The following is a 26221-nucleotide window of genomic DNA, read 5'->3' on the forward strand; positions in this document are numbered from 1 at the left end:
GGGCGGCCCGGGAAGCCGTTAACCTTAAAATGAAGCGGGCCGCAGCGCGGCCAATGCGGGTGGTTCCGCGGTAATCATGGATTATCGTCCCTTTTTGAAAAATCAAAAAGGGACTTTTTTATATTTGTATTGCATTTGAGGAGGAAATATGGCGCGAAAGTTTTCTGAATTGTCCAAGGCTCCTGTGAAGGAAGTCGAAACCCAAATCGCTTCCAAATGGGAAGAAGAAGACATCTTAAACAAAACGATTGAAGCACACGCTGACGACAGCAATTTTGTATTCTTTGAAGGGCCGCCAACGGCCAACGGCAAGCCGGGGATTCACCACGTCCTCGCCCGGACTCTGAAGGATTCCGTCTGCAAGTACCAGACGATGAAGGGCCACCGCGTGCTGCGCAAGGCCGGCTGGGACACCCACGGCCTGCCTGTCGAAATCGAAGTGGAAAAACAGCTGGGCATCCACAACAAGCCCGAAATCGAAGACTACGGTATCGCGAAGTTCAACAAGAAATGCCGCGAATCCGTCTTCACCTACGAAGCGCAGTGGCGCGAACTGACCAAGCGCATGGGCTATTTCATCGATCTGGATCACCCGTACATCACCCTCGATAACAATTATATCGAAACCGAATGGTGGATTCTCGACCAGTTTTACAAAAAGGGCCTGATCTACGAAGGTCACAAGATTCTGCCTTACTGCCCGCGCTGCGGCACCGGCCTGGCGTCCCACGAAGTCGCCCAGGGCTATCAGGAAATCAAGACCAACACCGTCACCGTCGCCTTCAAGCGCAAGGACGCGGACGAATACTTCCTCGTCTGGACGACGACGCCGTGGACCCTCGCCGCGAACATCGCCCTCTGCGTCAATCCGGAAGCGGATTACATCAAGGCCAAGAGCCGCGGCACCGTGTTCATCTGCGCGGAAGTCCTCGCGGACAAGCTCCTCGGCGACGATTACGAAGTTCTCGAACGCATGAAGGGCAAGGACCTCGAATACGTCGAATACGAACCGATCATGCCCTTCGTCCGTCCGGCCAGAGGCAAGGGCTATTTCGTCACCTGCGCCGATTACGTCACCACCGACGATGGGACCGGGGTCGTTCACATCGCGCCGGCCTTCGGTGAAGACGACTACCAGGTCGGCCGCCGCTACAACCTGCCGGTGCTCCAGCCGGTCGGCCTCGACGGCAAATACACGGCGACGCCGTGGAAGGGCCATTTCGTCATGGAAGAAGGCCTCGACATCGAAATCATCAAATGGCTCAAGGAACACGACGTCCTGTTCAAGAAAGAAAAGGTCACCCACAACTACCCGCACTGCTGGCGCTGCAAGACTCCGCTGGTCTATTACGCGAAGCCGAGCTGGTACATCGAAATCACCAAGCTGAAGGATCAGCTCATCGACAACAACAACGGTGTCAAATGGTTCCCGCCCTTTGTCGGCGAAAAGCGCTTCGGCAACTGGCTCGAAAACTTAAACGACTGGGCGCTGTCCAGAAGCCGTTATTGGGGGACCCCGCTGAACATCTGGCGCTGCGACGACCCGGACTGCGGCTGCACCACCTCCGTCGGCAGCCGGAAGGAATTGGCGGAACGGGCCATCGAAGACATCGATGACACCATCGAGCTGCACCGCCCCTACGTCGACGACGTGCACCTGACCTGTCCGAAATGCGGCGGCCGTATGTCCCGCGTGCCCGACGTCATCGACGTCTGGTTCGATTCCGGCTCCATGCCCTTCGCGCAGCAGCATTATCCTTTCGAAAACAAAGAAAAATGGGAAGATCAGTTCCCGGCGGACTTCATTTGCGAAGGGATCGACCAGACCCGCGGCTGGTTCTACTCGCTGCTGGCCATTTCGACCTTCCTCACCGGCAAGTCGCCGTACAAGAACGTGCTGGTCAACGACCTGGTTCTCGACGCCAACGGTCAGAAGATGTCCAAGAGCCGCGGCAACACTGTCAACCCCTTTGAATTGTTCGACAAATACGGCGCCGACGCGCTGCGCTGGTATCTGATGTACGTCAGCCCGGCCTGGACGCCGACCCGCTTCGACGAATCGGGGCTGCAGGAAGTGCGCAACAAATTCTTCAACACGCTGAAGAACACCTACGCCTTCTTCGCGCTGTACGCCAACACCGACGGCATCGACGCCGACGCCATCGCCACGAGCGAATTCGACATCGCCCCGGCGGACCGTCCGGTCATCGACCGCTGGATCTTAAGCAAATACAACCGATTGGTTAAAAACGTCACCGAAGCGATGGATCAGTACAACCACAACACGGTGGTCCACCTGATTCAGAATTTCGTCAATGACGACCTGTCCAACTGGTACATCCGCCGCAACCGCCGCCGCTTCTGGAAATCGGGCATGGACGACGACAAGAAGGCCGTCTACCGCACCACCTATGAAGTCCTCGAAGGGTTGTGCCGCCTGTGCGCGCCGTTCGCCCCGTTTATCAGCGAAGAAATGTACGGCGATCTGACCGGCGCCGACTCCGTCCACCTGGCCGCTTATCCAGTGGCGGACGAAAGCCTGATTTCTGACGACGTCGAAAAGCCGATGGATTTGGTGCGCGATCTGGTCTCCCTCGGCCGCTCCGCCAGAGAAGACGCGAAGATCAAGGTCCGCCAGCCGCTGACCAAGGTCATCATCGACGGCGAATACAAGACCGTCCTCGGCGATCTGACCGAACTTTTGAAGGAAGAGCTCAACGTCAAGCTCGTCGATTTTGAAGACGACCTCCAGTCCTTCCTGAACTTTACCGTCAAGCCGAACTTCAAGGTCGCCGGCCCGATCCTCGGATCAAAGGTCAAGCTCCTCGGCAAGGCCATGGCCACCGTCGACGCCGCGGCCCTCGTCGCCGCCACCTCCGCCGGCAAGGCTTATCCGGTCGAAGTCGAAGGGGAAACCATCGACGTAACGCCGGAAATGGTCGACGTGCGCATCGCCGCGAAGGACGGCTTCGACGTCCAGACCGACGGCGAACACTTCGTCATTCTCGACATGACCCTGACCGACACATTGATCGCCGAAGGGATCGCCCGGGAATGCGTCTCTAAGGTGCAGCAGATGCGCAAGAACCACGATTTCGAAGTGACCGACCACATCGTCATCACCTACGAAGCCGACGCTGAAGCGGCTCAGGCCATCGAAGCCAACGCGGACTTCATCAAGAAGGAAACTCTGGCTGAAGACCTGAAGGCCGGCGCTGCCGAAGAAGAACAGGATCTCAACGGCCACGCCGTGAAGCTCACTGTCGAACGGGTATAAGCTTAATAAAATCAATCAAACGCAAAAAATCCCTGAGTTTTTAAAGCTCAGGGATTTTTTGATGCGTGTCTTTAAGCCTGCCGTTCGGCGAGAAGCCAGGCCATGACGTGGACGGCCTGCTGGAAGCCGCCGGTTTGAATCAAGTTTTCGATTTCGTCCTTGGACAATAGCGCGGCGTTTAAAAACTCGGTCTCGTCGAGGTCCTGCCCCGAGACGCGCCGGCAGTTTTTGGCCCGGTAGATGTGGGCGTAATTGTCGGAAATCGTCGCGTCCGACGGGATGGTCAGCAGGTGGTGCCAGTCGTCCGAGGTGTAACCCGTCTCCTCCTGGAGCTCCCGCTTGGCCGCGGTGAGGGCCGCGTCCTCGGAGACGTCGTCGGCGTCCTTGGCCTTTTCGATGCCGCCGGCCGGGAATTCAGTGGTGACTTCACCGATGCCCTGGCGGTACTGGCGGACGCAGAGGAAGCGCCCGGCCTCGTCTGAGGCGACGATGACGACGTAGTTGCGCCGACTGTAATTGTAGTAGGGCGTAAAAACGCTGCCGTCGGGCATGCGGTAGGTCAGGCGGCGGAAGTCGATCCACTCGTCCTGAACGAGGTGTTCGGTCTTCAGTAACTCCCATTTCAAATTGGGCTGGGTATTGGGTTTATTGTGACTCATGATTCTCCTTTTAAAACAAAAGCCGCCCGGTTGAGGCGGCAAATGGTTCGTTTAAATTCAATTTGCAATTAGTTTAATTTGGTCAAAAACTGGGCGGAGCGCTGGCGCACCGGTCCGGCGATGACGCAGAGCAGCACCGCGTACAGTGGGTAGAGCACGATGTTTTTGACGAGCCGGGCAGTGAAAATCGCCATGAAGGCGTTGCCGTACAGCATCGCGAGCCAGAAGGTGTTGAGCAGCATGTCGATGGCGACGGTGACGACCGCCTGGGCGATGAGCACCTTGACCGTCGACGGCCGCTTGTGCACGATCAGCCCGAAAATCAGGCCGACGAGGGCGTAGCTGACCGTGAATCCCGGGAAGAACGCGCCGGCCGGGTGGACCATGTAGCCGAGAATATCGGACAGGGCGCCGACGGCCATCCCAAGTCCTGGCCCGAGTAGGATGCCGGCGGCCGCGATGGCCATGCTGTTAAACCGGATCTCGAGGGTATTGGTGACCGTGATCGAAAAGAAGGACAGGATGGTGGCGAGGGCGACAAAAAGCGCCGACGCGACGATCCGCCTCGTGTGCATTGATGACATAAAAACCTCCTTTGCAGCAGGTCCTTCGCTACAAAGGAGATCATCTCGGAAGTAGCAACGGGATGCGGAAGGGACACCGTAAGCTTATCGCTTTTCGTCCAGCTGACAACTCCCCGTTCAGCCGGCACTTGACGCGTCCGATCCTACTCTGCTTCATCAATTTTTTTCTATTATATCGGTCCCGGGCGGCGATGGCAAGGGGCGGCCACAAAATTTTAAAAATCCGTTAAAATTGTGAAAAAGTGTAGTCTAATGGAAAATGATATGTTATAATATAACCACAATTGGAGATAGATTGTAGTCCGTGACGCGTAAATCAATTAGGAGAGGATTGAGCGCCGGACAAGCGTGTACATCGAAAGACAATCGGTGTACCGCAGAGGGGGAACAAAGATACGGCCAGACCGTATCTTTTTTTTATGCCTGAATTGTGATAAAATCATCGGTGGTTTTTTTAGAAAGCTTAACGATTTGGATTACGATTAAAAATACGATCAAAAAAAGAGAGGAAGTGAACGGATGGCAACACGATCGAAATTGACCGTCGGTTTGCCGCGGGCGCTGCTTTACCACCGATACGCGGTGCTGTGGCGGACCTATTTCGACGCCCTGGGCATCGACACCGTCGTGTCGGGCGAGACCAACCGCGCCGTCGCCGAAAAGGGCCTCGCCGCTGCGTCAGATGAAATGTGTCTGTCGCTGAAGGTGTACCTCGGGCACGTCGAGACGCTGATCGGCCGCTGCGACCGGATTTTCATCCCGCGGATCGTCGATTTCGGCATCCGCCGGGTCATGTGCACGACCTTTGAGGGGCTGCCCGACATCGCGGCCAATATTTTCAGAGACCGGCACATCGATATCTTGTCCTGCAACATTTCCGTCCAGGGCGGCATCGACGAACGGGACGGCATGGTGCAGATGGGCAGATCACTGGGCTATTCGAAAAAGGAAGCGAAGCGGGCCTACAAGCGGGCCCTCGCGGCCCAGCGCGCCGCCGACGAGGCCGCGGCCGCCGCGGCGGATCAATTGTACAAAAGTGACGGCCTGAAGATCGCGGTCGGCGCCCACCCCTACGTGATGGACGACGATTATTACGGCAGGCCCGTGCTCGATTATTTGAGCGAAATGGGCGTGACGGCCATTCCGGCCTACGCGGTGGACCGCCGGGAGGCGCGGAAGGTGACCAAGCGTCTGAGCCCGACGATGAAATGGGAGGTGTCCCGAGAAATCGCCGGGTCGCTGGCGATGCACCTAGACGACGTCGACGGGATCATCCTGATGAGTGTCTACCCCTGTGCGCTGGATTCGATGGTCAACGACATGCTGGTGCGCAAATTCAGGGACAGCGGCGTGCCCATTGTGAACCTGACGATGGACGCCCAGAGCGGCACCGCCGGGCTTGAAACCCGGCTGGAATCCTTTATCGACATTCTCTCGATGCGGCGGACTGGAAAGGCGGCGAAAGGATGAAAGCGGACAAAAAGGACAAGCACAAGATCGCGTTCCCAATGATCGCCCACTACAACGACGCGGTGCGGTATTTCATCGAGCAGGGGCTGGGCCAGACCTACATCATGCAGCCGGCTATGACCAGGCGGACGATGGCCCTCGGCGAAAAGCTCTCGCCGGATATGGTCTGTACGCCGTTCAAGACGATTCTCGGCTCGATGATCGAGGCCTTAGAGGCCGGCGCCGAGGTGCTGATCATGACGATGGGTTACTGCCGCCTCGGCTATTACGGCGAGCTGGCCGAATCGATTCTCAGGGAGCAGGGCTACGATTTCGACTACGTCAATTTCGCCGAGTACACGACGGGCCGGCCGAAGGATTACCTGAAGGCCGTCAAGGCGATCTGCCCCCACGTGCGCCCGGCCAAGGCGATGGGGGCGCTGCGTGCCGCCCTCGATATGGTCAAATACATCGACGAGGTGGAGTGTCAGTACTACATGAACTGCGGCTTTGAGACCGAGCCCGGCAGCTTCAAGGCCGCGCTGAAGCGTTTCTACCGCGACATGCGCACCGCAAAAACCCGCAGGGACATCGAGGCGGGCTACGAAAACTGCCTGCAGACCTTTGAACGCCTGCCGATCGACAAGGGCCCGAACGCGCTGAAGGTCGGGCTCATCGGCGAGTACTTCACGGTGATGGACGCCTTCTCCAATCTGGACCTTGAACAGGTCCTCGCGGACATGGGCGTCGAGGTGCACCGGTGGATGAACGTCTCCCACCGCAACCTCGATTACCCCGGAGAAAAGAACCTCCACGTGCGCATCAAGGAATACTGCCAGTACGAAATGGGGCCGACCTCGACGGCCAACATCTGGAAGGCAAAGAAATACGCCGAAGACGGCTTCGACGGGATCATCCACGTCAAGTCCGCCGGCTGCACGCCGGAAATCGAGATCATGCCGGTGATCCGCAACATTTCCGAGGACTACAAAATCCCAGTGCTGTTTTTGACCTACGATACCCAGACGGCCACGGCGGGGCTGATGACCCGGCTCGAGGCCTTTTACGATATGATAGCCATGCGAAAGAAGGTGATACAATGAGACAAGAAGCGTATCTCGGCGTTGACGTCGGCTCCATTTCCACGAAGGGCGTCGTCATCGACGGGGACAACCACATTCTGGCCTCGGCCTACATCTGGACCGAGGGCGACCCGATCGGCGCGGTCAAGCGGCTGATCGCCGAACTCGACGGCCAGTTCGACCACGACCGTTTCCAGATTCGGGCGACGGGCACCACGGGCTCGGCCCGCAAGCTCGTCGGTGCGGTGCTCGGCGCGACGGTCGTCAAGAACGAAATCACGGCCCACGCCGTGGGCACGACGACGTTCCACCCGGACGTGCGCACGATCCTCGAGATCGGCGGACAGGATTCGAAAATCATCCTGTTAGAAAACGGCATCGCCATCGACTACGCGATGAACACGCTGTGTGCGGCGGGGACCGGCGCTTTTCTGTCATCCCAGTCGCGCCGTCTCGGCATTCCGGTAGAGGATATGGGCGAGGTGGCGCTGAAGTCGGCCCACCCGACCCACATCGCGGCGCGATGTACCGTCTTCGCCGAATCCGACCTGGTCCACAAGATTCAGGTCGGCCACACGAAGGAGGACATCGTCGCCGGGCTCTGCCAGGCCGTCGTCGGCAATTATTTGAACAACGTCGGCAAGGGCAAGCGCATCCGCGAGCCCATCGTCTTCCAGGGCGGCGTGTCGAAGAACATCGGCGTCGTCAAGGCCTTTGAAAAGGCCCTCGGGGAGCCGGTCATCGTCGATGAAAACGGCCATTTGATGGGCGCCATCGGCGCGGCGATTCTCGCCCGGGGCGGCGAAGCCCGGGCGGACTTCGACTTCGACATCGAGGACATCGCCTTCGTGACCCGGGAGGTCATCTGCGGCCGCTGCCCGAACCGCTGCGAAATCATCTGCGTCTACCGCGACGGCAAGCTCATCGACAGCTGGGGCAACCGCTGCGAAAACGGCGAAATCACGGTGCGTCAGGCACAGGGGAGCCAGGCTTAGGGCACCAAAAAAAGCCGGCGGACTTTTGGTCCGTCGGCTTTTTGCGTGGGATTTATTCAGCCGTTTCCACTGCGACACTGGTGTTGCGGTATTTGCGGCGGAAGGCCGTCGGTGTGATGCCGACGTTTTTCTTGAAGACCTTGCTGAAATAATTGGGTTCGTGGTAGGACAGGTCAAGGGCGATGTTGATGATCGGCGTGTCCGTGTTGATCAGCATGTCCTTGGCGATCTGAATCTTCTGCTGAGTCAGGTAAGTCACGAAATTCATGCCCGTTTCCTTCTTAAAGATTTTCGAGAGGTAGTAGGAGCTCATGTTGGCGTACTCGCCGACCTGTTCCAGGGAAATGTCGTTGGCGGCGTTGCGGTCAATGTAGTTGAGGATGTCCTCGATGGAGCTCTTCCGGTCCGGGTTGGTCTTCATGTGATCGAAGATCTTGCCGATGACTTTCATGATTTCGACCCGCAGGTTGTAGCGGTTTTGGAACTGGCGGGCGAAATGTTTGTGGCCGCTGGTGCTTTTCAGCGGCGAGACGATTTCGTAGCCGCCGTTGTCGTCGGCGACGGTCTGCAGTTCCTTCATCAGGATCTGCACTTCTTTCTGAATCGAGATCAGGTCGAAACCGTAGTGGTCGTAGAGCAGGTCCAGATAGGTCTGCACCGCCTTGCGGCACTGGGCGTATTTCTTGTGCACCACCGCGTAGATAATTTCGCTCATCTTTTCGTCGATGTTGCTGCGGGTGTTGGCCTGCAGCCCTTCGATCGCCTGATTGATCGCGGCGATGAGCTGTTCCGGCCGGATCGGCTTGAGCAGCAGGTCGTCGACCTTGGCCTTGATCGCCTGGTGGGCGAAGTCGAATTCGTTGAAGGCGGTGATCAGGATGACCTTTTTTTCAGGGTCGGCCTTTTTGACCCGGCGCAGCACTTCGATGCCGTTGATTTCCGGGATGTTGATGTCCATCAGGATGATCTGGGGGTCGGTTTCCTCGATGCCCTTCAGGGCGTCCTTGCCCGACGCGGCGGTGCCGACGATTTTCACGTTGGGCGCCTGACCGTTGATGATCATCTGCAGGGCTCTTCTTTCTAAGTGTTCGTCTTCTACAATATATACTTTATACATACTTTCCCTCTTTCTCTTTTCCGTTAACTTACATGGATCCCGGCAGGGTTTTGTTGGGAATCCGGATGATCACGTGGGTGCCCTGGGCGAGCCCCTTGACGTAGGTGATGCCGTAACCCCTGCCGTAGTAGTAGCGCAGGCGCTTGTTGACGTTCTGCACGCCGATGCCCATGCCCTTTTTGCTTTCGTCGGTGCGGAACTCTTCGTTGAGCAGGGCGTCGATTTTTTCGTCAGGGATGCCGTCGCCGTCGTCGATGATGTGGATCAGCAGATCGTGGCCGTCGGATTCGGTTTTGACGGTGATCGTCGACGGCACCTTGCGCGCCTCGACGACGTATTTGATGCTGTTTTCGATGAAGGGCTGGACGACCATGAACGGGCAGAAGGCTTCGTTGAGCGATTCGTCACAGTCGAACACGTAGTTCAGGTGGTCGCCCTGGCGCACCTTCTGGATGTGCAGGAAGTTGCGCGCGTTGTTCAGCTCGTCCTCGAGGCGGACGAAGTCGTTCTCGCCGGTCTGCAGCGTGTAGCGCAGCAGGTCGGAGAAATGGTAGACCATTTCCTGAGTCTGGGTCGCGCCCTCGATCATGGCCAGGCGGCCGATGGTGTTGAGCACGTTGAAAAAGAAGTGCGGGTTGATCTGGGCCTTCAAGGCGCGCAGGTCGGCGTCTCTGAGAGCCGATTCCGCCTCACTTCTTCGGTGGATTTCCATCATCAGCTGTTCGTTGGCTTTTCTGAGCTTTTCCTGGGTCATTCGGGAAGCGGACAGCTCCGCGAGGTAATTGGCGATGGTGTACATCAACTCAGCGGCGGCCTTGACCCGCCCCAGGGTCGAGTGGGGCACGTGTTTGCGAAGCTCGAGAAATTCCGGGTAGTCGGAGAAATCCGTCAGACAGCCCGGCACGCCCATCGGCAGCTGCGCCGCTTCTTCTGGGGGAATGCGGACCTGGCCGGCGAGAATCGCACCGAGGTATTCGCCGCGCACCTGAATCGGCACGGCCATATCGACGAGGCCGCCGTGACAGGTGTAGATTTTCGGCCGCTGGACGCGGTTGGCGTTGCGGCCGCCCATGTCGTCGGAATTGGTGCAGTGCTTGTAAAATTCCGGGATCGTGCGGATCGCGGTGCAGAAGGGCGTGAAGTTGCTGTATTTCAGTACCGGGTCGCCGTTGCGGTCGACGAAGATCGCCGCGACGCCGGTCGCTTCTGAAAAGGCGTCCTGAATGCGCTGGAGCAGCTCCATATCGAAGACGTCCTGAATCTCGAGGGGCGCGGCATCCGCCTCGTCGCTTGTCAAAGTTTTCAGCCGTTTCAGCGGCTGGTCGTCTTCTATTGTATCGTCTGTGTTGTCCGGCATGTCCGGCTTCAAATTCAATGATTTCAGCATGGCTACTATCCTCAAATTGATGTGTGTATTTGTGTGTGTTTTTTGTTTAGTCTATTTGTGTATGCGTTATCAATGATGTCACACTCTCATTATAACATAGTTCGGCCAAATGGGATAATTTTTAGACATTTTTTGGCAAAATCTTACTTGCTTGTTAAAAAAATTAAAAAAAATACGGCTGAATCTGTGCGATGGCGCGCCGTTACTCGTTTACAATACAACCAGATATTGTGGTATTTAAATTTGCACACAACAATAACTTGATTTTGAAGGCCGGCCGCATTATAATAGCTCTGGAGTTTTTGAACCCTGAATACTAATTTAAAAATAAATGATTACACAAGCATGAGAGATCACATAAGGAGGGCAATATGGGTGAAGAGATGCAGGTGATGAACATCATCAAGCGCAGCGGCGAAGAGGTGCGCTACGACAGGAGCAAAATCGTGAACGCCGTGTCCAAGGCGAACGTCGAGGTGGACCCGATCCGCCGGCTCAACCCGAGCCAGATCGAGGCGGTGGCCGACAACGTGGAAAAGCAGCTGCGTCAGTACACCCACGCCGCCAACGTTGAGGACATTCAGGACCTCGTCGAAACCGGCATCATGGAAATGCGCGGCTACGAGGTGGCCCAGGCCTACATGCACTACCGCGACAAGCGCACGGCTCTGCGCCGCTCCAACACGACGGACCGCAAAATCCTCTCGCTGATCAACCGGAACAACGAGCTGGTCAAGCAGGAAAACGCCAACAAGAACCCGACGATTAACTCGACCCAGCGGGACTACATCGCCGGGGAAGTCAGCCGCGACCTGACGCGCCGCCTCTTTTTGCCGGAGGACATCGTGAAGGCCCACGAGGAAGGGATCATCCACTTCCACGACGCCGATTATTTCGCGATGCGCGAGCACAACTGCGATTTGATCAACCTGGACGACATGCTCCAGAACGGGACCGTCATTTCCGGCACGAAGATCGACAAGCCCCACAGCTTTTACACGGCCTGCAACATCACGACCCAGATCGTCGCCCAGGTCGCCTCGAATCAGTACGGCGGCCAGAGCTTTTCGCTCTATCACGTGTCGAAATTCGTCGACGTCAGCCGCCAGAGCCTGAGAGCCCGCACCCGGGCCGACCTCGAATCGGCGGGCATCGCCGCCAGCGACGAGCAGGTCAACCAGATTGCGGAACGCCGCCTCAAGAAGGAAATCAAAAGCGGGATCCAGACGATTCAGTACCAGCTGATCACGCTGATGACCTGCAACGGTCAGGCGCCTTTTGTGACGATGTTCATGTATTTGGACGAAGCGCCGGAAGGCCAGCCCCGGGACGACTTGGCGCTGTGCATCGAAGAGGTGCTCAACCAGCGCATCCAGGGCACGAAGAACGCCCAGGGCGTCTGGGTGACCACCACCTTCCCGAAGCTGATCTACGTCCTCGACGAAGACAACATCGAACCGGGCACGCCCTACTACTATTTGACCGATCTGTCGGCGCGGTGCACCGCGAAGCGCATGGTGCCGGACTACATCTCGGCCAAGGTGATGAAACAGCTTAAAAACGGCAACGTCTACACCTGCATGGGGTGCCGCTCCTTCTTGACCGACGAACCGACGATCACCAATCCCGACGGCAGCCACAAGTTCTACGGCCGGTTCAACCAGGGCGTCGTGACGATCAACCTCGTCGACGTGGCCTGCTCCTCCGGCGGGGACGAAGACAAGTTCTGGCAGATCCTCGACGAACGCCTCGAGCTCTGCCACCGGGCGCTGCGCTGCCGTCACGAACGCCTCCTCGGCACGCCCTCGGACGTGGCGCCGATTCTCTGGCAGCACGGGGCGCTGGCCAGACTGAAGCCCGGCGAAACCATCGACAAGCTGCTCTTCGGCGGCTACAGCACCATCTCCCTCGGTTACGCGGGGCTTTACGAAATGTGCCAGTACATGACGGGCAAATCCCACACCGATCCGGAAGCAGAGCCCTTCGCGCTGGCCGTGATGCAGCGGCTCAACGACAAGTGTGCCGAATGGCGGGCGGCGGAAAACATCGCCTACTCGGTCTACGGGACGCCGATGGAATCCACGACCTATAAATTCGCGAAATGCCTGCAGAAGCGCTTCGGGATCATCCCCGGCGTGACGGACAAGAATTACATCACGAATTCCTACCACGTCCACGTCACCGAGCCCATCGACGCCTTCACGAAGCTGAGCTTTGAATCAGACTTCCAGAAGCTTTCGCCGGGGGGCGCGATCTCCTACGTCGAGGTGCCCAATATGCAGGAAAATATCCCGGCGGTGCTGGCCGTGATGCGCCACATTTACGACCACATCATGTACGCGGAGCTGAACACCAAGAGCGATTACTGCGAGGTCTGCGGCTACGACGGCGAAATCAAGGTGGTCGAGGACGACGCCGGCAAGCTCGTCTGGGAATGCCCGAACTGCGGCAACCGCGATTTAGACAAGATGTCGGTGGTGCGCCGGGTCTGCGGCTACCTCGGCGGCGCCACGGGCTTTAACCAGGGCCGCACCCAGGAAATCGCCGAACGGGTGCTCCACCTCTGATGGTCATGCATTACGCCGACGTCCACGCCCACGACATCGCCAACGGGCCGGGTGTGCGCCTCTCGCTCTTCGTCTCGGGCTGCACCCACCACTGCCCGGGGTGCTTCAACGAGGTCGCCCAGGATTTCGATTACGGCAAAGTCTTTTCTGAAGATGTGCAGAACCGGCTGCTGGATCAGATCGCCGCGCCCTATTACTCGGGGGTGACCCTCCTCGGCGGGGAGCCGATGGAGCCGGCCAACCGGGCGGCGCTCCTGCCCTTCGTGAAGCAGATCCGCGCCCGCTACCCGAAGCTGTCGATCTGGTGCTACTCGGGCTACACCTACGAGGCGCTCGAACAGGACGCGTCTGAAATGCTCGCATTGCTCGACGTCCTCGTCGACGGGGAGTTCGTGCAGGATCAGAAGGACGTGACGCTGCTCTACCGCGGGTCCGCCAACCAGCGGCTCATCGATTTGAACAAGACTCGGGCCGCCGGCAAAATTGTCCTCTGGGACCCGGGCACCGTGTCGATGTCGCGCCTCTCGCATTAGCGGCTTTTTAGAGGCCTCGTAAAAATTTGGGTGAGATTTTTGTCATCTCAATGGAAATCGCGGGGATTGTGCTATAATGGAAATTGATATTGGGAAATAGCCAGTCTGTTTCCAAACGAGGAGGTATATCTGGTATGAAAATTGTATTGCTTGAACCCTTGGGTATCAGCGCCGATAAGCTGAAAGCACTCGGCGATTCCATGACGGCCCAGGGCCACGAATTTGTCAGCTACGACACTTTGGCTAAGGACGAAGCGGAACAGATCGAACGCATCGACGGCGCGGACGTCGTGATCATCGCGAATCACCCGCTGCCGGGCGCGGTCATCGATTCCGACCCGAATCTGAAGATGATTTCCGTCGCCTTTGTCGGCATCGACCACGTGGACGTCGAAGCCTGCAAGCGCCGCGGCATCCGCATTTCCAACACCGGCGGCTACTGCAACGACGCCGTCGCCGAATTGGCGGTCGGCCTGACCCTCGACTGCCTGCGCAACATCACCGCGTGCAACGTGGCCGTTCAGGCGGGCAAAGGCAAGGCTGGTCTCCAGGGCTTTGAACTGGCGGGCCGCACCGTCGGCATCGTCGGCACCGGCGCCATCGGCATCCGCACCGCCGAAATCTTCAAGGCCTTCCACTGCAATCTGATCGGCTACAGCCGCAGCGAACGCGACGCCGCGAAGGCCCTCGGCCTCGAATACAAATCCTTGGACGACGTCATGGCCGAAGCGGACATCGTCTCGGTGCACACCCCGCTGACCCCGGACACCAAGGGACTGATCGGCGCCAAGCAGATCGGCGAAATGAAGCCCGGCGCGATTTTGATCAACACCGCTAGAGGCCCGGTCGTCGACACCGATGCGCTGGCCGAAGCGCTGAAGGCGAAGAAGATCTACGCCGGTATCGATGTGTACGAAAAGGATCCGCCATTGCCGGCAGACCACCCGCTGCTCGGCTGCCCGAACCTGGTCTGCACGCCTCACGTCGGCTTCGACACGAAGGAATCCATCGACCGCCGCGCGGACATGGTCTTCGAAAACATCACCGCTTGGATCGACGGCAATCCGATCCGCGTGATGCTCTAAGTTTTCAATTCAATTTCATATTGAGCACTGCAGCGCAGCAGAACAGCCGCGCTGCTTTTTTTGTTTTGTCGAGCAAATGACCGGATTTTTATTTTTTAGAAAACGTATAAAGCGTGTATTTTGCGGAGTACATCGCATTTTAGGCTAGACTTCACTTAAAATTTAATGTAGACTGATAACATTACCAATTTTATAATTAAAAATTTACGCAGGAGGTGGCAGAATGACAGCGGAACAGATACGCCGGGACGAGCTGAGAGACTGGCTCGACGGCATTGCCGCGTTCAACGCGACGCCCGGCGAAGGGATCACCCGCGGGGTGTACACCCCCGAATTTGAGGACGCGCGCCGCTACGTGATCGGCGAGATGCAAAAGCTCGGGCTGACGGTCCGGGAGGACTGTCTCGGCAACATCTTCGGGGAATACCCGGGGACGGACCCGAACGCGGCGCCGGTGTGGACGGGCTCTCACATCGACACGGTGCCTAACGGCGGCAAGTACGACGGGCTGGCCGGGGTGTTCGCCGGACTCGAGGCGGTCGCGGCGATGCGCCGCGCCGGGGTGCGCCCGAAGCGGACGATCTCGGTCAACGTCTACGCCGGCGAGGAAATGAGCCGGTTCGGCGTGTGCTGTATCGGCAGCCGCGGGCTTTCGGGCCGCCTCTCCCTCGCGGATCTGAAAAATCACGCGGACCCGTCGGGGACAAGCCTATACGACGCCCTTAAAAGTTTAGGCTACGCGCCGGAGGATTTCGATCAGACCTTCCCCCACAAGGCGCCGATTCACGCGAGTCTCGAGCTGCACATCGAGCAGAACGACAAGCTGGAACAAGCCGGGGTGCCGGTCGGGATCGTCACCGGCATCTGCGCGCCGACCAATATGATCTGCGAGGTCGACGGCGTCCAGTCCCACGCTGGGGGCACAAGCATGACCGACCGCCGGGACGCCTACATGGCGGCGGCGGAAATGGCGCTCCTCCTCGAAGAGCTGGCCAACACCTCGACCAGTGACTACATCACCGGGACTATCGGCGAAATCACGCTGATGCCGGGGGCGGCCAACGTCATCCCGGGGAAGGCCGAGTTTACCGTCGATATCCGCTCGGTCAGCGCCGAGGACAAGGACGAGCTCGTCGAAAATCTGCGGGCCGGCATGCGCGCGATCGCCGAACGGCGGGGCGTGGACGGGACGCTGACGCCGCTGAACAACGACGCGCCGCTGCGCTGCGATGCCCATTTGAGCGCGGTGCTTCGGGATCAGGCCGACGCCCTCGACATTCCCCACATGGATTTGATCAGCGGGCCCTATCACGACAGCCTGATGCTCGGGGATCTGGCGCCGGCGGCGATGGTTTTCATCCCGTGTGAAAAAGGGATCAGCCACGACCGCGCGGAAAACATTGACGACGACGATCTGGTCAAGGGGACGGCGGTGCTCGCCGAGGCTCTGGCCAAGATCGCGGATGAATAAATTCTTACCAAAACCAGGAGTATAGCGATGAGCAAGAAAAAACGCATTGGCATTATCGGAGGGGGGATTTCGGGAACGGCCCTGGGCTTCAACCTGAGCCTTTACGACGATGCGGACGTGACGCTGTTTGAAAAGGGGCGTATCGGCTGCGGCACCACGGCGAAATCCGCCGGGACGGTCTGCCTGTTCGACGATTCCCTGAACAACCGCTACTGGGACGTCCGTCTCTACGGCTTCGAAACCTATTTGGAAATGGAACGGGAACGCAAGGGCTCGGCCGGCTTCGACAAGACCGGCACCCTCGTCTGCGCGACCTCTGAAAAGGAAGTGGCCCGGATCAAGGCCGGGATCGCCCTGGCCGAATCCGCCGGCTACACCGGGGAATACATCACTGACAAGGCCCGGATCAAACAGATTCTGCCGATGCTCAACACGGACACGATCCTCGGGGCGGGCTACACCGCGGACGACGGCTATTTCGACGGGACGATGATCTCCAACACCTTTGCCCAGAAGATGGAAGCGAACGGCGCGACCATCCTCCGCGGGGCGGATGTCACGGAAATCGTCATCGAAAACGGCACCGCCAAGGGCGTCAAGACCGCTGACGGCGACCGCTACGACTTCGACGTCGTCGTCGACTGCACCGGACCGTGGAGCCGCTTCACCGGGGAAATGGCCGGGCTCGACGTGCCGATCTGGCACACCAAGGCCGAAGCCTTCTTCGTCGTGCCGCCGGAAAAGCATCTGGACTACGTTTTCCCGATTTTGAAATTCCCGGCCTTTTACGCGCTGCGCGCCGGCAACAACATCTTCATCTGCAAATCCCACCTGTCGATGAACCTCGACGACCCGATGCACGCGGGCCAGTGGGATCCGGACCGGCTGCCTGAACGGGAAGGCACCGACGATTATTTCATCGATTTCCTGTTCCACCAGTTCGAAAAGAACGTGCCGGGGCTGACCGACGCGGGGCTGAACTCCTCGTGGCTGTCCTACCGGGCGGAAACCCGGGATTTCCTGCCGATCGTCGGGGATACGCCGGTGAAAAATTACCTGCTCGCGACGGGCTACGGCGGCAACGGCGTCATCGAAGCGCCGGCGGTGAGCCGCGACCTGGCGAAGTACATCATGCGGGGAGAATCGACGCTGCTGCTCGAAGAGTGGGCGTTCTCCAGATTACTGAAAGACAAAGGGGAATGATATGAAAATAGCGATTTGTGTCAAATACGTGCCGGTGGACAGCAAAGTCCAGGTTGACCCGGCGATTCACGCGCTGCTCCGGGGCAGCGGCGCCGGCGAAATCAATCCGAGCGACCGATACGCCGTGGAAATGGCCCGGCGCCTGAAGAAAGACGGCGACACCCTCGACGTGTTCACGATGGGACCGGCGGACGCGGTCCGCGCGCTGAAGGTCGTGCTCGCCCTGGGCGCGGATCACGCCTACCTCTTAAATGACAAGGCCTTTGCCGGCAGCGACACCCTCGGCACGGCGAAGGTGCTGGCGGCGGCCCTGACTCAGTACGGCCCCTACGACGTCGTCCTGATGGGCAGCGCCTCTAACGACGGCGCCACCGGACAGGTCGGCCCGATGCTCGCTCAAATGCTCGGCGTGCCCGACGTCACAAATGCTGTGGAAGCCGAAACAGACGGGAAAACAGTGGTCCTCAAGAAAAAAGACGGCAATACTTTGTACACCTTAAAAACGGCGCTGCCGGCGCTGGCCTCTGTGCCTTTCGGCGCGAACACGCCGGAACTGCCGACCCTGCGCCATCAGGTCGCGGCGAATCAGCGGGAATTCGACACCGTAAGCGCGGCGGATCTCGGCCTCGATCCGGATACCCTCGGTCAGGCCGGCGCGAAATCCATCGTGACCGATACGGTGAATGTGACGGCACAGAAACAGGGTCTCGAATTCATCGGCAGTGTCGACGAAAAGGCCAGAGACTTTGCCGATACGGTCGATGAAATCCAACAAGCAATAGGAGGTGGCAAACATGCCTAAGACAGCGGTATTCACTTGGCTGAAAGACGGGAAGCTTTCAGACCGGATCGCCCAGCTCGTAAATGACGGCGTGCAAGCGGCGGCAGAACAGCCGGTATCCCTGTACGTGTTCGGCGACGGCGCAGACGCAGGTCTGGCGAAGGACGTGGCCTTTACCGGCGTGGACAAGCTCGTCATCGTGAACACCCCGGGCCTCGCCTTCTATCAGACGGACGCCTTGGGCCAGGCGGCGGCGGAAGCCGTTCAGGCGGACGGCATTGACGTCGTGGTCGCTGAAGCGGAACCGGCGGGCCAGGCGATTTTGTCCCGGGCAGCGGTGATCACCGGGGGCGGCATGACCTCCGACTGCACCCAATTGCGCTTTGAAGGCGGCAGCATCCGCCAGATCAAGCCGTCCTTTGGGGCTCAGGTTATGGTGGCCTGCGAAGTGAAAGGCACTCCGGCCTACATGACGATGAAAAACAACGGCACGGCGCCGGTCCCGCCGGACGGCGCGGTCTTAACGCCGGAACTGCGCACTTATGACGGTGCGTCGGCGATCACCTGCACAGGCACCGAACCCCTGCCCGAAAGCAGCCACCTCACCGGGGCGGACGTGGTGGTCGTCGCCGGCAAGGGCGCGATTGAAAGCGGCCAGTTCGAAGCCGTCAAGGCCTACGCCGACAAAATCGGCGCGGCACTGGCCGGGAGCCGCCCGGTGGCCGACCAGGGCTTCATCCCCTTCGACGACCAGATCGGCGAATCCGGCACCGTCATCCAGCCGAAGCTGTGCATCATTTTCGGGGTGTCCGGAGCGATCCAGTTCACCGAAGGGATCAAGGGTGACGGCAAAATCATCGCTGTCAACAACGACCCCAACGCGCCGATCCGCGGCTTTGCCGATGTGTTCATCTGCGCGGATATGGGCGAGCTGCTCATCGCGATGAACGCGCAGGATTAAAATATTTCAGGCAAATAAAAAATGCTGGGCCAGATGGCTCAGCGTTTTTTTATGGGGGCGTGGCGAAACAACTTGAAATTATCACGAAAACGTGATAAAATACAGCAAACGATAAGGAGTTGACCATGCCAACGTTAGCGAGATTTTACGGCATTACCATGCGCATGTATTATCAGCAGTCGGAGCACAATCCGCCGCACGTGCACGCGCAGATTGGCGATATGTCGGCAGAAATCGAAATTAAAACGGGAGAAGTACTAGACGGCAATTTGCCGAAAAAGGCATTAGCACTGGTGAGGGAATGGGTTCATCTGCATCAAGACGAGCTGCTCGCCGTCTGGGAAACGCAGGAATTTAAGAAAATTGCACCACTTAAGAAGTGAGGTGAGTATATGTTTCACAAAATTAAAGCTGTGAATGCGCTGGCGGATTACGAACTGAGCGTTCAGTTTGCTGAGGGCGTGACGAAAATTTACGATGTCAAGCCGTTGTTTGACAAATGGCCGGCCTTTGAAGCGCTCAAGAAATCGAAGCCGCTATTCAGCCAGGTGAAAGTCGATGTCGGCGGATACGGCGTGATTTGGAACGACGCGCTGGATCTCTCCTGTGATGAATTGTTCGAAAACGGCAAAAGGATTGAAACCCCCTTTGATAATCTGATCGCGTTTACCGACGCGACGCAGCTTTGGGGCCTCAACGAAAGCACCCTGCGCAAAGCGATCTCCTACGGTAAGTTGATTAACGGCGTCGACGCCTGCAAATTTGGCAAGCAATGGGTCATCTCGCGAAAAGCGATGACGCGTGAATACGGCGCGCCAAAAAAATAAGCATCTGCTCAAAGCAGATGCTTTTTTCTTTACCATTTTTCAGAATGGATCACCCCGTCGTCCAGGGCGTCGGGATCGTGGCCTTCCGGCGCTTCGTCGATCGGGCCGAGGGCGAGGATCGCTTCGAGGCGGTTATTCACCGGAAAGCCGAGGACGTCGCGGGCGTAGTCTTCAGCGGACTTGCCTTCCACGTCCGACGGGCGCAGGCGGATCTGCAGCCAGCAGGAGCCGAGGCCGAGGTAAGAGGCCATCAGGTGCATCTGGGTCATTGCGACGGCGTCGTCTTCGATCCAGGTGTCCGAGCGGTTTTCGTCGCCGAGGACGGCGATGGCGGCCTTCGCGGTGGTCAGCATCTTTGCGCCGCCCTTGCGGCAGCCGACGAGCTTCTGAATGGTTTCCGGGTCGCGGATGACGATGAAATCGTAGGGGTAGATGCCCTTGCCGGACGGGCCGAGGCGGCCGGCCTTGAGAATCGCGTCGAGATCGGCGTCAGCGATGTCGCGGTCCGCGTAGGTGCGCATCGAACGGCGGGCGCTCATGCATTTGAGTAAATCGTTCATACTGTTCATTCCTTTCGCTTTTTAATATTTTCCGTTGTTATTTTAAGTTTAGGCCATTTGTTTTCGATTTTCAAGATGGCTGACACAAGAATTTTAATACGAATGTTATGCCACACAAGGAGTCGATCCCGGAGGAATGCCCAATTTCCTTGAATTTTTCGGCCATTTCGGCGGCGTTAAAAACAGATTGATCGCTGGCGAAAAAATTTAAAATAATTTTCGAGACGTACCCTTCGGCGGCGCAGTTGATAAAGGCGGCGGACAGCGGATGGGTTCGCTCCTCCAGGTGAGTCAGCTCGCTCAACAGGTAGGGCACCACCGGGTGATACCAGGCGCCGACGGCGCGGAAAGCGGCAAATACCCCGCAGAGGAAATCGTCGCCGCTGGGGGTCAGCCCCGGCCCAAGACCGGCAAGCTGACAAAGGGCAGCGGCAAAGCCCGCGCCGTCTAAGGCGAGAAAGGCCGCCTTGGCTTTTGCAAGCGTTTCGTTCACAGCGGCAGTAAAGAGATCGCCGTCACTTTTCGGCGCGTCGGAAAAGAGCGGACGAAAGCCCGCGGTGATATCACCGCAATGATCGAGAATCGCGTCGGCGCGGTCGGCGTAGGTCTTGGCGAGTCCTAGCCCCATTTTCATGCCCTTTATCCGGTAGGCGTCCCGGTCGGTGTCGGCCTCCGTCATCAGACGGGTCTGTTCAACCGCGGTGTCGCCTGTCACAGCGAGGACGGCGTTTTTAAGTTGGATCGCGCCGCGGCCGACGGTGACGGCGTCCCCTTGAGCGGCTGCGAGGTCCGAGAGGGGAAAATCGCAGCGGACAGTCAGCGGCGAGACGGGCGAGTCCGCAGGCTGCAGCGCAATGAGCTGCCCGTGAACCATCAGGTTGATCGCGCCGTCATACACGGAGTGGACGGTGCCGGTCTGCGGGTGCTTGGCGTTGAGCCAGGGCTCGGTGTAGTCGGTGGTGGATAACAATTTGTATTTCATGGCATCCTCGTTTGATTATTTTTATAGGCTTTTTTTTTTATCATATCATGAAAAGGGTGTTATAACCTGATTCTTTAGATTTTAGCATAATTTATGCAGTTTTAAGAAAAAATTCTTGCATTTCTACGGGTATGCGTTTACAATAGATTTAGAAAATTAAAAAATGGTTGAATACTTTTCAGAAACTTCAAAAATATTTTAATTTCAAAAGATTCTGGCCGGCAGTTATTGACAAGCTGCCCAATGTCCGTTATAGTGTGTGTATACAATATGGAATACTGAAAAGGCAAGGGCGTCAGAAGGTTTTACTTTTGGCGCCCTTTTTTAAACGGATAATTGAAAAGAAATACATTTTAGAAATTATCAAGTGAAAAGCGGTTAATCAGGCTAAACGTACAGGGAGTTTAAAATCAGGAGGAGCACAATGTACGATTTATTTATTAAAAACGGCAAACTAGTCACACCGGAAATGGTGCAGGACGGCGGCATCGCCGTGAAGGACGGCAAGATCGCGGCAGTGCTGGCGCCGGGGGTCGACGTCGAAGCGGAAAAAGTCATCGACGCCGGCGGCAAATACGTTTTCCCGGGGGCCATCGACACCCACGCCCATTTGAACGACCCGGGCTACGAATGGCGCGAAGATTACGCCCACGGGACGGCCGCGGCGGTGCTCGGCGGGTACACGACGGTTATCGACATGCCTCTGCAGAACGAACCGGCGATGACCACCGGCGAACTCTTCGACATTAAAGAAGCGAAGGTTTCCCAGGAAGCTTATTCAGATTACTGCTTCTGGGGCGGGCTGATCCCTGACAATTTCGGCGACTTGGCCGATCTGGACGACAAGGGCTGCGTCGCCTTCAAATCTTTCATCGGGCCGGTGTCGCCGGACTACAAGCCTCTCAACTACGGGCAGGTTTACGAAGCGATGAACATCATCAAAAAATTCGGCGGCCGCGCCGGCTTCCACTGCGAAGATTTCTCGATGATCAAAGAAGGGGAAGCGAAGATGAAACGGGAAGGCCGCCTCGATTGGCAGGGCTTCCTCGATTCCAGAACTGTCGCCGCGGAAATGGTCGCGACGGACGCGGTCATCGAAATCGCGAAGGCGACGGGCTGCAAGGCCCACATCTGCCACGTGTCCAGCCCTGACGTCGCCCAGAAGATCAAGGAAGCGCAGCAGGCCGGCTACGACATCACGGCGGAAACCTGCGCCCATTATTTGAGCTTCACCGGCCAGGACACCATCGACAACGGCGAGCTGTTCAAATGCGCGCCGCCGCTGAGAAGCCGGGAAGAGGTGGAACGCCTCTGGGGCTACGTCGTCGACGGCACCTTCTCCGGCATCGCCTCGGACCACTCGCCCTGCGCGCCAGACGAAAAGTACAAGGAAATCCTCGGCCAGAAGATCGAAAACGTCTTTGACGTCTGGGGCGGCATCAGCGGCATCCAGAGCTGTGTCCAGGCGGCGTTCTCCGAAGGGGTTGTCAAGCGGGGCATCTCGCCGAGCGTCCTCGCGACGGCGATGGCGAAGAATCCGGCCAAGGCCTTCGGCATCTACGGCAGAAAGGGCGACATCCGTCCGGGCTTCGACGCCGATTTCGTGATCATCGATCCGGATAAGGAATGGGAAGTCAAGGCGGAAGATCTGCTCTACGTCAACAAGATTTCGGCCTTTGTGGGCATGAAGGGCAAGGGCCTGCCGGTGTGCACCGTGGTGCGCGGCATGGTCATGGCGGAAGACGGCAAGGTTGTCGGCGAACAAGGCGCCGGCGAGCTCATCAAGCGCATTAAATAGGCATTTAATTTATAAGCATCCGAATAGAAAGGGAATCATTCATCATGCTGAAAGAAAACAAGACTTTGAATCCAGAGCTGGCGAAAAGCGTCAACGCCGATCTGCTGCCGACCGACGAGCGGATCATGGACCCGCTGTCCTACGGGGCGAGCTTCATGGGCGGCTGCGTCTCTATCGGGACGTTTTCCATGGGGGCGAGCCTCATCGGCGCGCTGACCATCGCCCAGGCCATCATCGCCATGTGCATCGGCTGCGCGGTCATCGCCGTCGCGCTGGTTTTAATCGGCAACTGCGGCCACAAGTACGGCGTGCCGTTCACGGTTCAGGCGCGGTCGAGCTTCGGCTTCGCCGGGCTTAAGATTCCGGGTTTCATGCGTGGGATTCCGGCCATCGTCTGGTTCGGTTTCCAGAGCTGGGTCGGCGCCGGGGCCATCAATTCCTGCCTGAAGATCCTCTTCGGCTTCAGCAACATGCCGATCGTTTTCGCGCTGTTCACCATCCTTCAGGTCGCCCTGGCTATCAAGGGCTTCAAGGAAATCAAATGGCTCGAAAACGTGTCTTGTGTGTTTATTATCGGGATTTTGATTTACATGCTTTACGTCGTGAATACCAAGTTCGCGGGGCAGATCGGCAACGCCTTCAGCGGCATCAAAGGCACCTGGGGCATGCCCTTCTGGGCGGCGACGACTTCCTTCCTCGGGATTTACGCGACGATGATCGTCAACGCCTCGGACTACAGCCGCAACCTGAAGAAAAAGACGGGCGCGGCCGCGACGGGCAGCATTTACGCCGTGGCGATTTTGCCGGTGACGCTGTTCATGGGGTTAATCGGCCTGTTGGTCACCGCTGCGACGGGCAACTCCGACCCGGTGGTGGTCTTCTCGACGACGATGAATTCCAAGGTCCTCACCATTTTGACCCTCGCCTTCATCGCCTTCGCTCAGGTGACGACCAACGTCCTCAACAACATTGTCCCGCCGGCCTACGTCCTCGTGGAATCCTTCAATATGAAATGGTCGTGGGCGACGATCATCGTCGGCGCGCTGTCAGTGGTCGTCATGCCGTGGCGCCTGGTCACGGCCCAGTCCGCCGCGGGGCTGTCGCTGTTCACCCGGTTCTACTCCGCCTTCCTCGGGCCGATTTTCGCGGTCATGGTGGTGGATTACTACATCCTGCGCAAGCAGCGCCTGGACGTCAACGACCTCTACGACAAAAAGCACTCGCCCTTTAAGGGGATCAACTGGGCGGCGGTCATCGCCATCATCGTCGGCTCGGCGGTGTCCTGCCTGGTGATGGATTTGTCCTGGTACATTTCGCTGGTTCCCACTGGCGTCGTCTACTACCTCTTGATGCGCTACGGGCATTTCGCCGGGATCGACCGCTTCCGCAAAGGCACCATTTTCGACACGGCAGAAGACGCCGCTTCCGCCGAAGAAGCGGCATAAAATATTAACGGAAAATCACTTGGAGAGTAAGGAGTGTAACATGTACGATTTATTGATTACAAACGGCAAGCTCGTCACGCCGGACCGGATCTTCGACGCGGTCATCGCGGTCAAGGACGGCAAATTCGCAGGCTTCTTCGCCCCGGGAACGGACGTCGAAGCGAAAGAAACGGTCGATGCCAAAGGCAACCTCGTCTATCCGGGGATCATCGACTGCCACGCCCACTTGAACGAACCGGGCTTCGAATACCGGGAAGATTTCGAAACCGGCTCCAGAGCCGCAGTCGCCGCAGGGTGCACCACCCTCATCGACATGCCGCTGAACAACGACCCGTCCTTGATGAACAAGGAAATTTTCGATCTGAAGATGAGCAAGATTTCCCGCCATTCCTACGTGGACTACGGCCTTTGGGGGGGCCTGGTCGGGGATTTCGACGACAAGCCCGACTCGGTGAAGAACAACATGGCCGACCTCCTCGATCTCGAAGCCTGCGGCGTCGCGGCCTTCAAGGGGTTCACCTGCCCCAACGGCCCGCTCTTCCCGACGGTCAACCTCGGCAACATCAGAAAAGCTCTGGAAATCTTAAAGCCCACCGGCGCCCTCTGCGGCTTCCACTGCGAAGAATACGGCCAGGTGCTGGAACGGGAAAAGGAAGCCAAGGCCAAGACGAATCAGACCCGCGAACAGAAGATCCGCGACTTCCTCGACGCCCACGACGTCTGGACCGAATACGTCGCGACGAAGAACGTCATCGACATGGCCCGGGCTACCGGCGCCCGCGTCCACATCTGCCACGTGTCCCACCCGATGGTGGCCCAGGTGGTCAAGGACGCCCAGCACGAAGGTCTAAAGGTCACGGCGGAAACCTGCCCCCACTACCTCGGCTTCACCGAAGATTTCGTCTTCGAAAAGGGCGGCCCGGCCAAATGCACCCCGCCGCTGCGCACCCAGGACGCGGTGGACGGCCTCTGGGATTACGTCCTCGACGGGACCCTCTCCTGCGTCGGCAGCGACCACTCGCCGGCCGCGGACGAAGAAAAGGACAACGCCACCAAGGACATCTGGCAGGCCTGGGGCGGGCTCAATTCGATCCAGTATTTCCTGCCGATGATGTTCGACATGACGGTGCACCAGAAGAAGCTCTCGCCGACCCTCATCGCGAAAGTCATGGATTATAACCCGGCGAAGATCTTCAGCTTCTGGGGACGCAAGGGCGGCTTCGAAATCGGCTTCGACGCGGACATCGTCATCCTCGACCCGGAAAAACCGTGGACCTGCGAACAGGACAAGCTCTACACCAAGGGCCACGTCTCCTGCTTCGACGGCTTAAGCGGCAAGGGCGCCCCGGTGAAGACCTTCATCCGCGGGAACCTCGTCGCCGAAGACGGCCGCTATATTGAAGACGCCAAAGGCAGCGGCGAATTTATCAAACCCCTGAAATAAGCAGTGTAAAGGAG

22 protein-coding genes and 1 riboswitch are annotated in these 26221 nt (G+C 58.1%); of the genes, 16 read left to right on the forward strand and 6 right to left on the reverse strand.

The genetic code is table 11. The features are described 5' to 3' along the window. Positions 1-148: 148 nt before the first annotated feature. On the forward strand, positions 149-3277 hold the full coding sequence (gene ileS, locus QZX60_RS00275) for an isoleucine--tRNA ligase (RefSeq protein ID WP_295360042.1): 3129 nt from the start codon (positions 149-151) through the stop codon (positions 3275-3277). A 71-nt stretch (positions 3278-3348) separates the two neighbouring features. Here the strand turns inward: ileS and QZX60_RS00280 are convergent, their stop codons facing one another. Next, positions 3349-3936 (reverse strand): NUDIX hydrolase, encoded by a 588-nt coding sequence (locus QZX60_RS00280; protein WP_295360045.1) that lies wholly within the window; start codon positions 3934-3936, stop codon positions 3349-3351. 68 nt (positions 3937-4004) lie between these two features. Further along, entirely contained in the window at positions 4005-4520 is a 516-nt protein-coding gene (locus QZX60_RS00285) for a folate family ECF transporter S component (RefSeq protein WP_295360047.1), read from the reverse strand. Positions 4521-4573: 53 nt separating this feature from the next. Continuing rightward, positions 4574-4673, reverse strand: a riboswitch (THF riboswitch). A gap of 366 nt (positions 4674-5039) precedes the next feature. Between QZX60_RS00285 and QZX60_RS00290 the strand changes: the two genes are divergently transcribed. From QZX60_RS00290 to QZX60_RS00300, 3 genes are read left to right on the forward strand one after another with little or no spacing between them, the layout of a single operon-like run. Then, on the forward strand, positions 5040-5990 hold the full coding sequence (locus QZX60_RS00290; protein ID WP_295360050.1) for an acyl-CoA dehydratase activase-related protein: 951 nt from the start codon (positions 5040-5042) through the stop codon (positions 5988-5990). Next, the gene (locus tag QZX60_RS00295) at positions 5987-7072 is read left to right on the forward strand and encodes a 2-hydroxyacyl-CoA dehydratase (protein ID WP_295360052.1); all 1086 of its coding nucleotides are present in this window, start codon (positions 5987-5989) and stop codon (positions 7070-7072) included. Before QZX60_RS00290 ends, QZX60_RS00295 begins: the two co-directional genes overlap by 4 nt. Then, positions 7069-8046: an acyl-CoA dehydratase activase gene (locus tag QZX60_RS00300; protein WP_295360055.1), complete on the forward strand. Its 978-nt coding sequence runs from the start codon at positions 7069-7071 to the stop codon at positions 8044-8046. Before QZX60_RS00295 ends, QZX60_RS00300 begins: the two co-directional genes overlap by 4 nt. Before the next feature lie 52 nt (positions 8047-8098). On the opposite strand, the gene QZX60_RS00305 is transcribed toward QZX60_RS00300, so the two are convergent. Then, on the reverse strand, positions 8099-9163 hold the full coding sequence (locus QZX60_RS00305; RefSeq protein ID WP_295360058.1) for a response regulator: 1065 nt from the start codon (positions 9161-9163) through the stop codon (positions 8099-8101). A 28-nt stretch (positions 9164-9191) separates the two neighbouring features. After that, positions 9192-10550: a PocR ligand-binding domain-containing protein gene (locus tag QZX60_RS00310; protein ID WP_295360060.1), complete on the reverse strand. Its 1359-nt coding sequence runs from the start codon at positions 10548-10550 to the stop codon at positions 9192-9194. A gap of 392 nt (positions 10551-10942) precedes the next feature. On the opposite strand from QZX60_RS00310, the gene nrdD reads away from it, so the two are divergent. The 9 genes from nrdD to QZX60_RS00355 all read left to right on the forward strand — a co-directional run bounded on the left by nrdD (position 10943) and on the right by QZX60_RS00355 (position 19978). Next, entirely contained in the window at positions 10943-13117 is a 2175-nt protein-coding gene (gene nrdD / locus QZX60_RS00315) for an anaerobic ribonucleoside-triphosphate reductase (RefSeq protein ID WP_363174696.1), read from the forward strand. Beyond that, the gene (gene nrdG, locus QZX60_RS00320) at positions 13117-13650 is read left to right on the forward strand and encodes an anaerobic ribonucleoside-triphosphate reductase activating protein (protein WP_363174640.1); all 534 of its coding nucleotides are present in this window, start codon (positions 13117-13119) and stop codon (positions 13648-13650) included. Before nrdD ends, nrdG begins: the two co-directional genes overlap by 1 nt. A gap of 134 nt (positions 13651-13784) precedes the next feature. Beyond that, complete coding sequence (locus QZX60_RS00325; RefSeq protein ID WP_295360066.1) at positions 13785-14735, forward strand: 2-hydroxyacid dehydrogenase; 951 nt, start codon at positions 13785-13787, stop codon at positions 14733-14735. 223 nt (positions 14736-14958) lie between these two features. Then, a complete protein-coding gene (locus tag QZX60_RS00330; RefSeq protein WP_295360069.1) occupies positions 14959-16206 on the forward strand; it encodes a M20 family metallo-hydrolase in 1248 nt (415 codons plus the stop codon). A 27-nt stretch (positions 16207-16233) separates the two neighbouring features. Then, positions 16234-17409, forward strand: a complete 1176-nt coding sequence (locus tag QZX60_RS00335; protein WP_295360071.1) for an FAD-binding oxidoreductase — start codon at positions 16234-16236, stop codon at positions 17407-17409. Position 17410: 1 nt separating this feature from the next. Beyond that, entirely contained in the window at positions 17411-18211 is an 801-nt protein-coding gene (locus QZX60_RS00340) for an electron transfer flavoprotein subunit beta/FixA family protein (protein ID WP_295360074.1), read from the forward strand. After that, positions 18204-19151, forward strand: a complete 948-nt coding sequence (locus QZX60_RS00345; RefSeq protein ID WP_295360077.1) for an electron transfer flavoprotein subunit alpha/FixB family protein — start codon at positions 18204-18206, stop codon at positions 19149-19151. Before QZX60_RS00340 ends, QZX60_RS00345 begins: the two co-directional genes overlap by 8 nt. A 125-nt stretch (positions 19152-19276) precedes the next feature. Continuing rightward, complete coding sequence (locus tag QZX60_RS00350) at positions 19277-19534, forward strand: DUF4160 domain-containing protein (RefSeq protein WP_295360079.1); 258 nt, start codon at positions 19277-19279, stop codon at positions 19532-19534. 9 nt (positions 19535-19543) lie between these two features. Continuing rightward, positions 19544-19978 carry a DUF2442 domain-containing protein gene (locus QZX60_RS00355; RefSeq protein ID WP_295360082.1) on the forward strand — a complete coding sequence of 145 codons (435 nt, stop codon included), beginning with the start codon at positions 19544-19546 and terminating at the stop codon, positions 19976-19978. Between the two features lie 29 nt (positions 19979-20007). Here the strand turns inward: QZX60_RS00355 and QZX60_RS00360 are convergent, their stop codons facing one another. Together QZX60_RS00360 and QZX60_RS00365 are read right to left on the reverse strand one after the other, a co-directional pair. Further along, a complete protein-coding gene (locus QZX60_RS00360) occupies positions 20008-20538 on the reverse strand; it encodes a nitroreductase family protein (protein WP_295360084.1) in 531 nt (176 codons plus the stop codon). A 70-nt stretch (positions 20539-20608) separates the two neighbouring features. Next, a complete protein-coding gene (locus tag QZX60_RS00365; RefSeq protein WP_295360087.1) occupies positions 20609-21520 on the reverse strand; it encodes a DUF2877 domain-containing protein in 912 nt (303 codons plus the stop codon). A gap of 424 nt (positions 21521-21944) precedes the next feature. On the opposite strand from QZX60_RS00365, the gene allB (QZX60_RS00370) reads away from it, so the two are divergent. Genes allB (QZX60_RS00370) through allB (QZX60_RS00380) form a run of 3 tightly spaced genes read left to right on the forward strand, consistent with a single transcriptional unit; the run spans position 21945 to position 26207 of the window. Further along, a complete protein-coding gene (gene allB, locus QZX60_RS00370) occupies positions 21945-23318 on the forward strand; it encodes an allantoinase AllB (protein ID WP_295360089.1) in 1374 nt (457 codons plus the stop codon). A 44-nt stretch (positions 23319-23362) separates the two neighbouring features. After that, on the forward strand, positions 23363-24763 hold the full coding sequence (locus QZX60_RS00375) for an NCS1 family transporter (protein ID WP_295360092.1): 1401 nt from the start codon (positions 23363-23365) through the stop codon (positions 24761-24763). 40 nt (positions 24764-24803) lie between these two features. Continuing rightward, positions 24804-26207 (forward strand): allantoinase AllB, encoded by a 1404-nt coding sequence (gene allB / locus QZX60_RS00380; protein WP_295360095.1) that lies wholly within the window; start codon positions 24804-24806, stop codon positions 26205-26207. The last annotated feature ends 14 nt before the right edge of the window (positions 26208-26221 follow it).

This window comes from uncultured Pseudoramibacter sp., assembly GCF_903789625.1.
Lineage (GTDB): Bacteria > Bacillota > Clostridia > Eubacteriales > Eubacteriaceae > Pseudoramibacter > Pseudoramibacter fermentans.

What these genes read in the sequence shown, in the direction of transcription:
- ileS (WP_295360042.1), top strand. Translation starts at nt 149, where the DNA reads ATGGCGCGAAAGTTTTCTGAATTGTCCAAGGCTCCTGTGAAGGAAGTC.
- QZX60_RS00280 (WP_295360045.1), bottom strand. Translation starts at nt 3,936, where the DNA reads ATGAGTCACAATAAACCCAATACCCAGCCCAATTTGAAATGGGAGTTA.
- QZX60_RS00285 (WP_295360047.1), bottom strand. Translation starts at nt 4,520, where the DNA reads ATGTCATCAATGCACACGAGGCGGATCGTCGCGTCGGCGCTTTTTGTC.
- QZX60_RS00290 (WP_295360050.1), top strand. Translation starts at nt 5,040, where the DNA reads ATGGCAACACGATCGAAATTGACCGTCGGTTTGCCGCGGGCGCTGCTT.
- QZX60_RS00295 (WP_295360052.1), top strand. Translation starts at nt 5,987, where the DNA reads ATGAAAGCGGACAAAAAGGACAAGCACAAGATCGCGTTCCCAATGATC.
- QZX60_RS00300 (WP_295360055.1), top strand. Translation starts at nt 7,069, where the DNA reads ATGAGACAAGAAGCGTATCTCGGCGTTGACGTCGGCTCCATTTCCACG.
- QZX60_RS00305 (WP_295360058.1), bottom strand. Translation starts at nt 9,163, where the DNA reads ATGTATAAAGTATATATTGTAGAAGACGAACACTTAGAAAGAAGAGCC.
- QZX60_RS00310 (WP_295360060.1), bottom strand. Translation starts at nt 10,550, where the DNA reads ATGCTGAAATCATTGAATTTGAAGCCGGACATGCCGGACAACACAGAC.
- nrdD (WP_363174696.1), top strand. Translation starts at nt 10,943, where the DNA reads ATGAACATCATCAAGCGCAGCGGCGAAGAGGTGCGCTACGACAGGAGC.
- nrdG (WP_363174640.1), top strand. Translation starts at nt 13,117, where the DNA reads ATGGTCATGCATTACGCCGACGTCCACGCCCACGACATCGCCAACGGG.
- QZX60_RS00325 (WP_295360066.1), top strand. Translation starts at nt 13,785, where the DNA reads ATGAAAATTGTATTGCTTGAACCCTTGGGTATCAGCGCCGATAAGCTG.
- QZX60_RS00330 (WP_295360069.1), top strand. Translation starts at nt 14,959, where the DNA reads ATGACAGCGGAACAGATACGCCGGGACGAGCTGAGAGACTGGCTCGAC.
- QZX60_RS00335 (WP_295360071.1), top strand. Translation starts at nt 16,234, where the DNA reads ATGAGCAAGAAAAAACGCATTGGCATTATCGGAGGGGGGATTTCGGGA.
- QZX60_RS00340 (WP_295360074.1), top strand. Translation starts at nt 17,411, where the DNA reads ATGAAAATAGCGATTTGTGTCAAATACGTGCCGGTGGACAGCAAAGTC.
- QZX60_RS00345 (WP_295360077.1), top strand. Translation starts at nt 18,204, where the DNA reads ATGCCTAAGACAGCGGTATTCACTTGGCTGAAAGACGGGAAGCTTTCA.
- QZX60_RS00350 (WP_295360079.1), top strand. Translation starts at nt 19,277, where the DNA reads ATGCCAACGTTAGCGAGATTTTACGGCATTACCATGCGCATGTATTAT.
- QZX60_RS00355 (WP_295360082.1), top strand. Translation starts at nt 19,544, where the DNA reads ATGTTTCACAAAATTAAAGCTGTGAATGCGCTGGCGGATTACGAACTG.
- QZX60_RS00360 (WP_295360084.1), bottom strand. Translation starts at nt 20,538, where the DNA reads ATGAACGATTTACTCAAATGCATGAGCGCCCGCCGTTCGATGCGCACC.
- QZX60_RS00365 (WP_295360087.1), bottom strand. Translation starts at nt 21,520, where the DNA reads ATGAAATACAAATTGTTATCCACCACCGACTACACCGAGCCCTGGCTC.
- allB (WP_295360089.1), top strand. Translation starts at nt 21,945, where the DNA reads ATGTACGATTTATTTATTAAAAACGGCAAACTAGTCACACCGGAAATG.
- QZX60_RS00375 (WP_295360092.1), top strand. Translation starts at nt 23,363, where the DNA reads ATGCTGAAAGAAAACAAGACTTTGAATCCAGAGCTGGCGAAAAGCGTC.
- allB (WP_295360095.1), top strand. Translation starts at nt 24,804, where the DNA reads ATGTACGATTTATTGATTACAAACGGCAAGCTCGTCACGCCGGACCGG.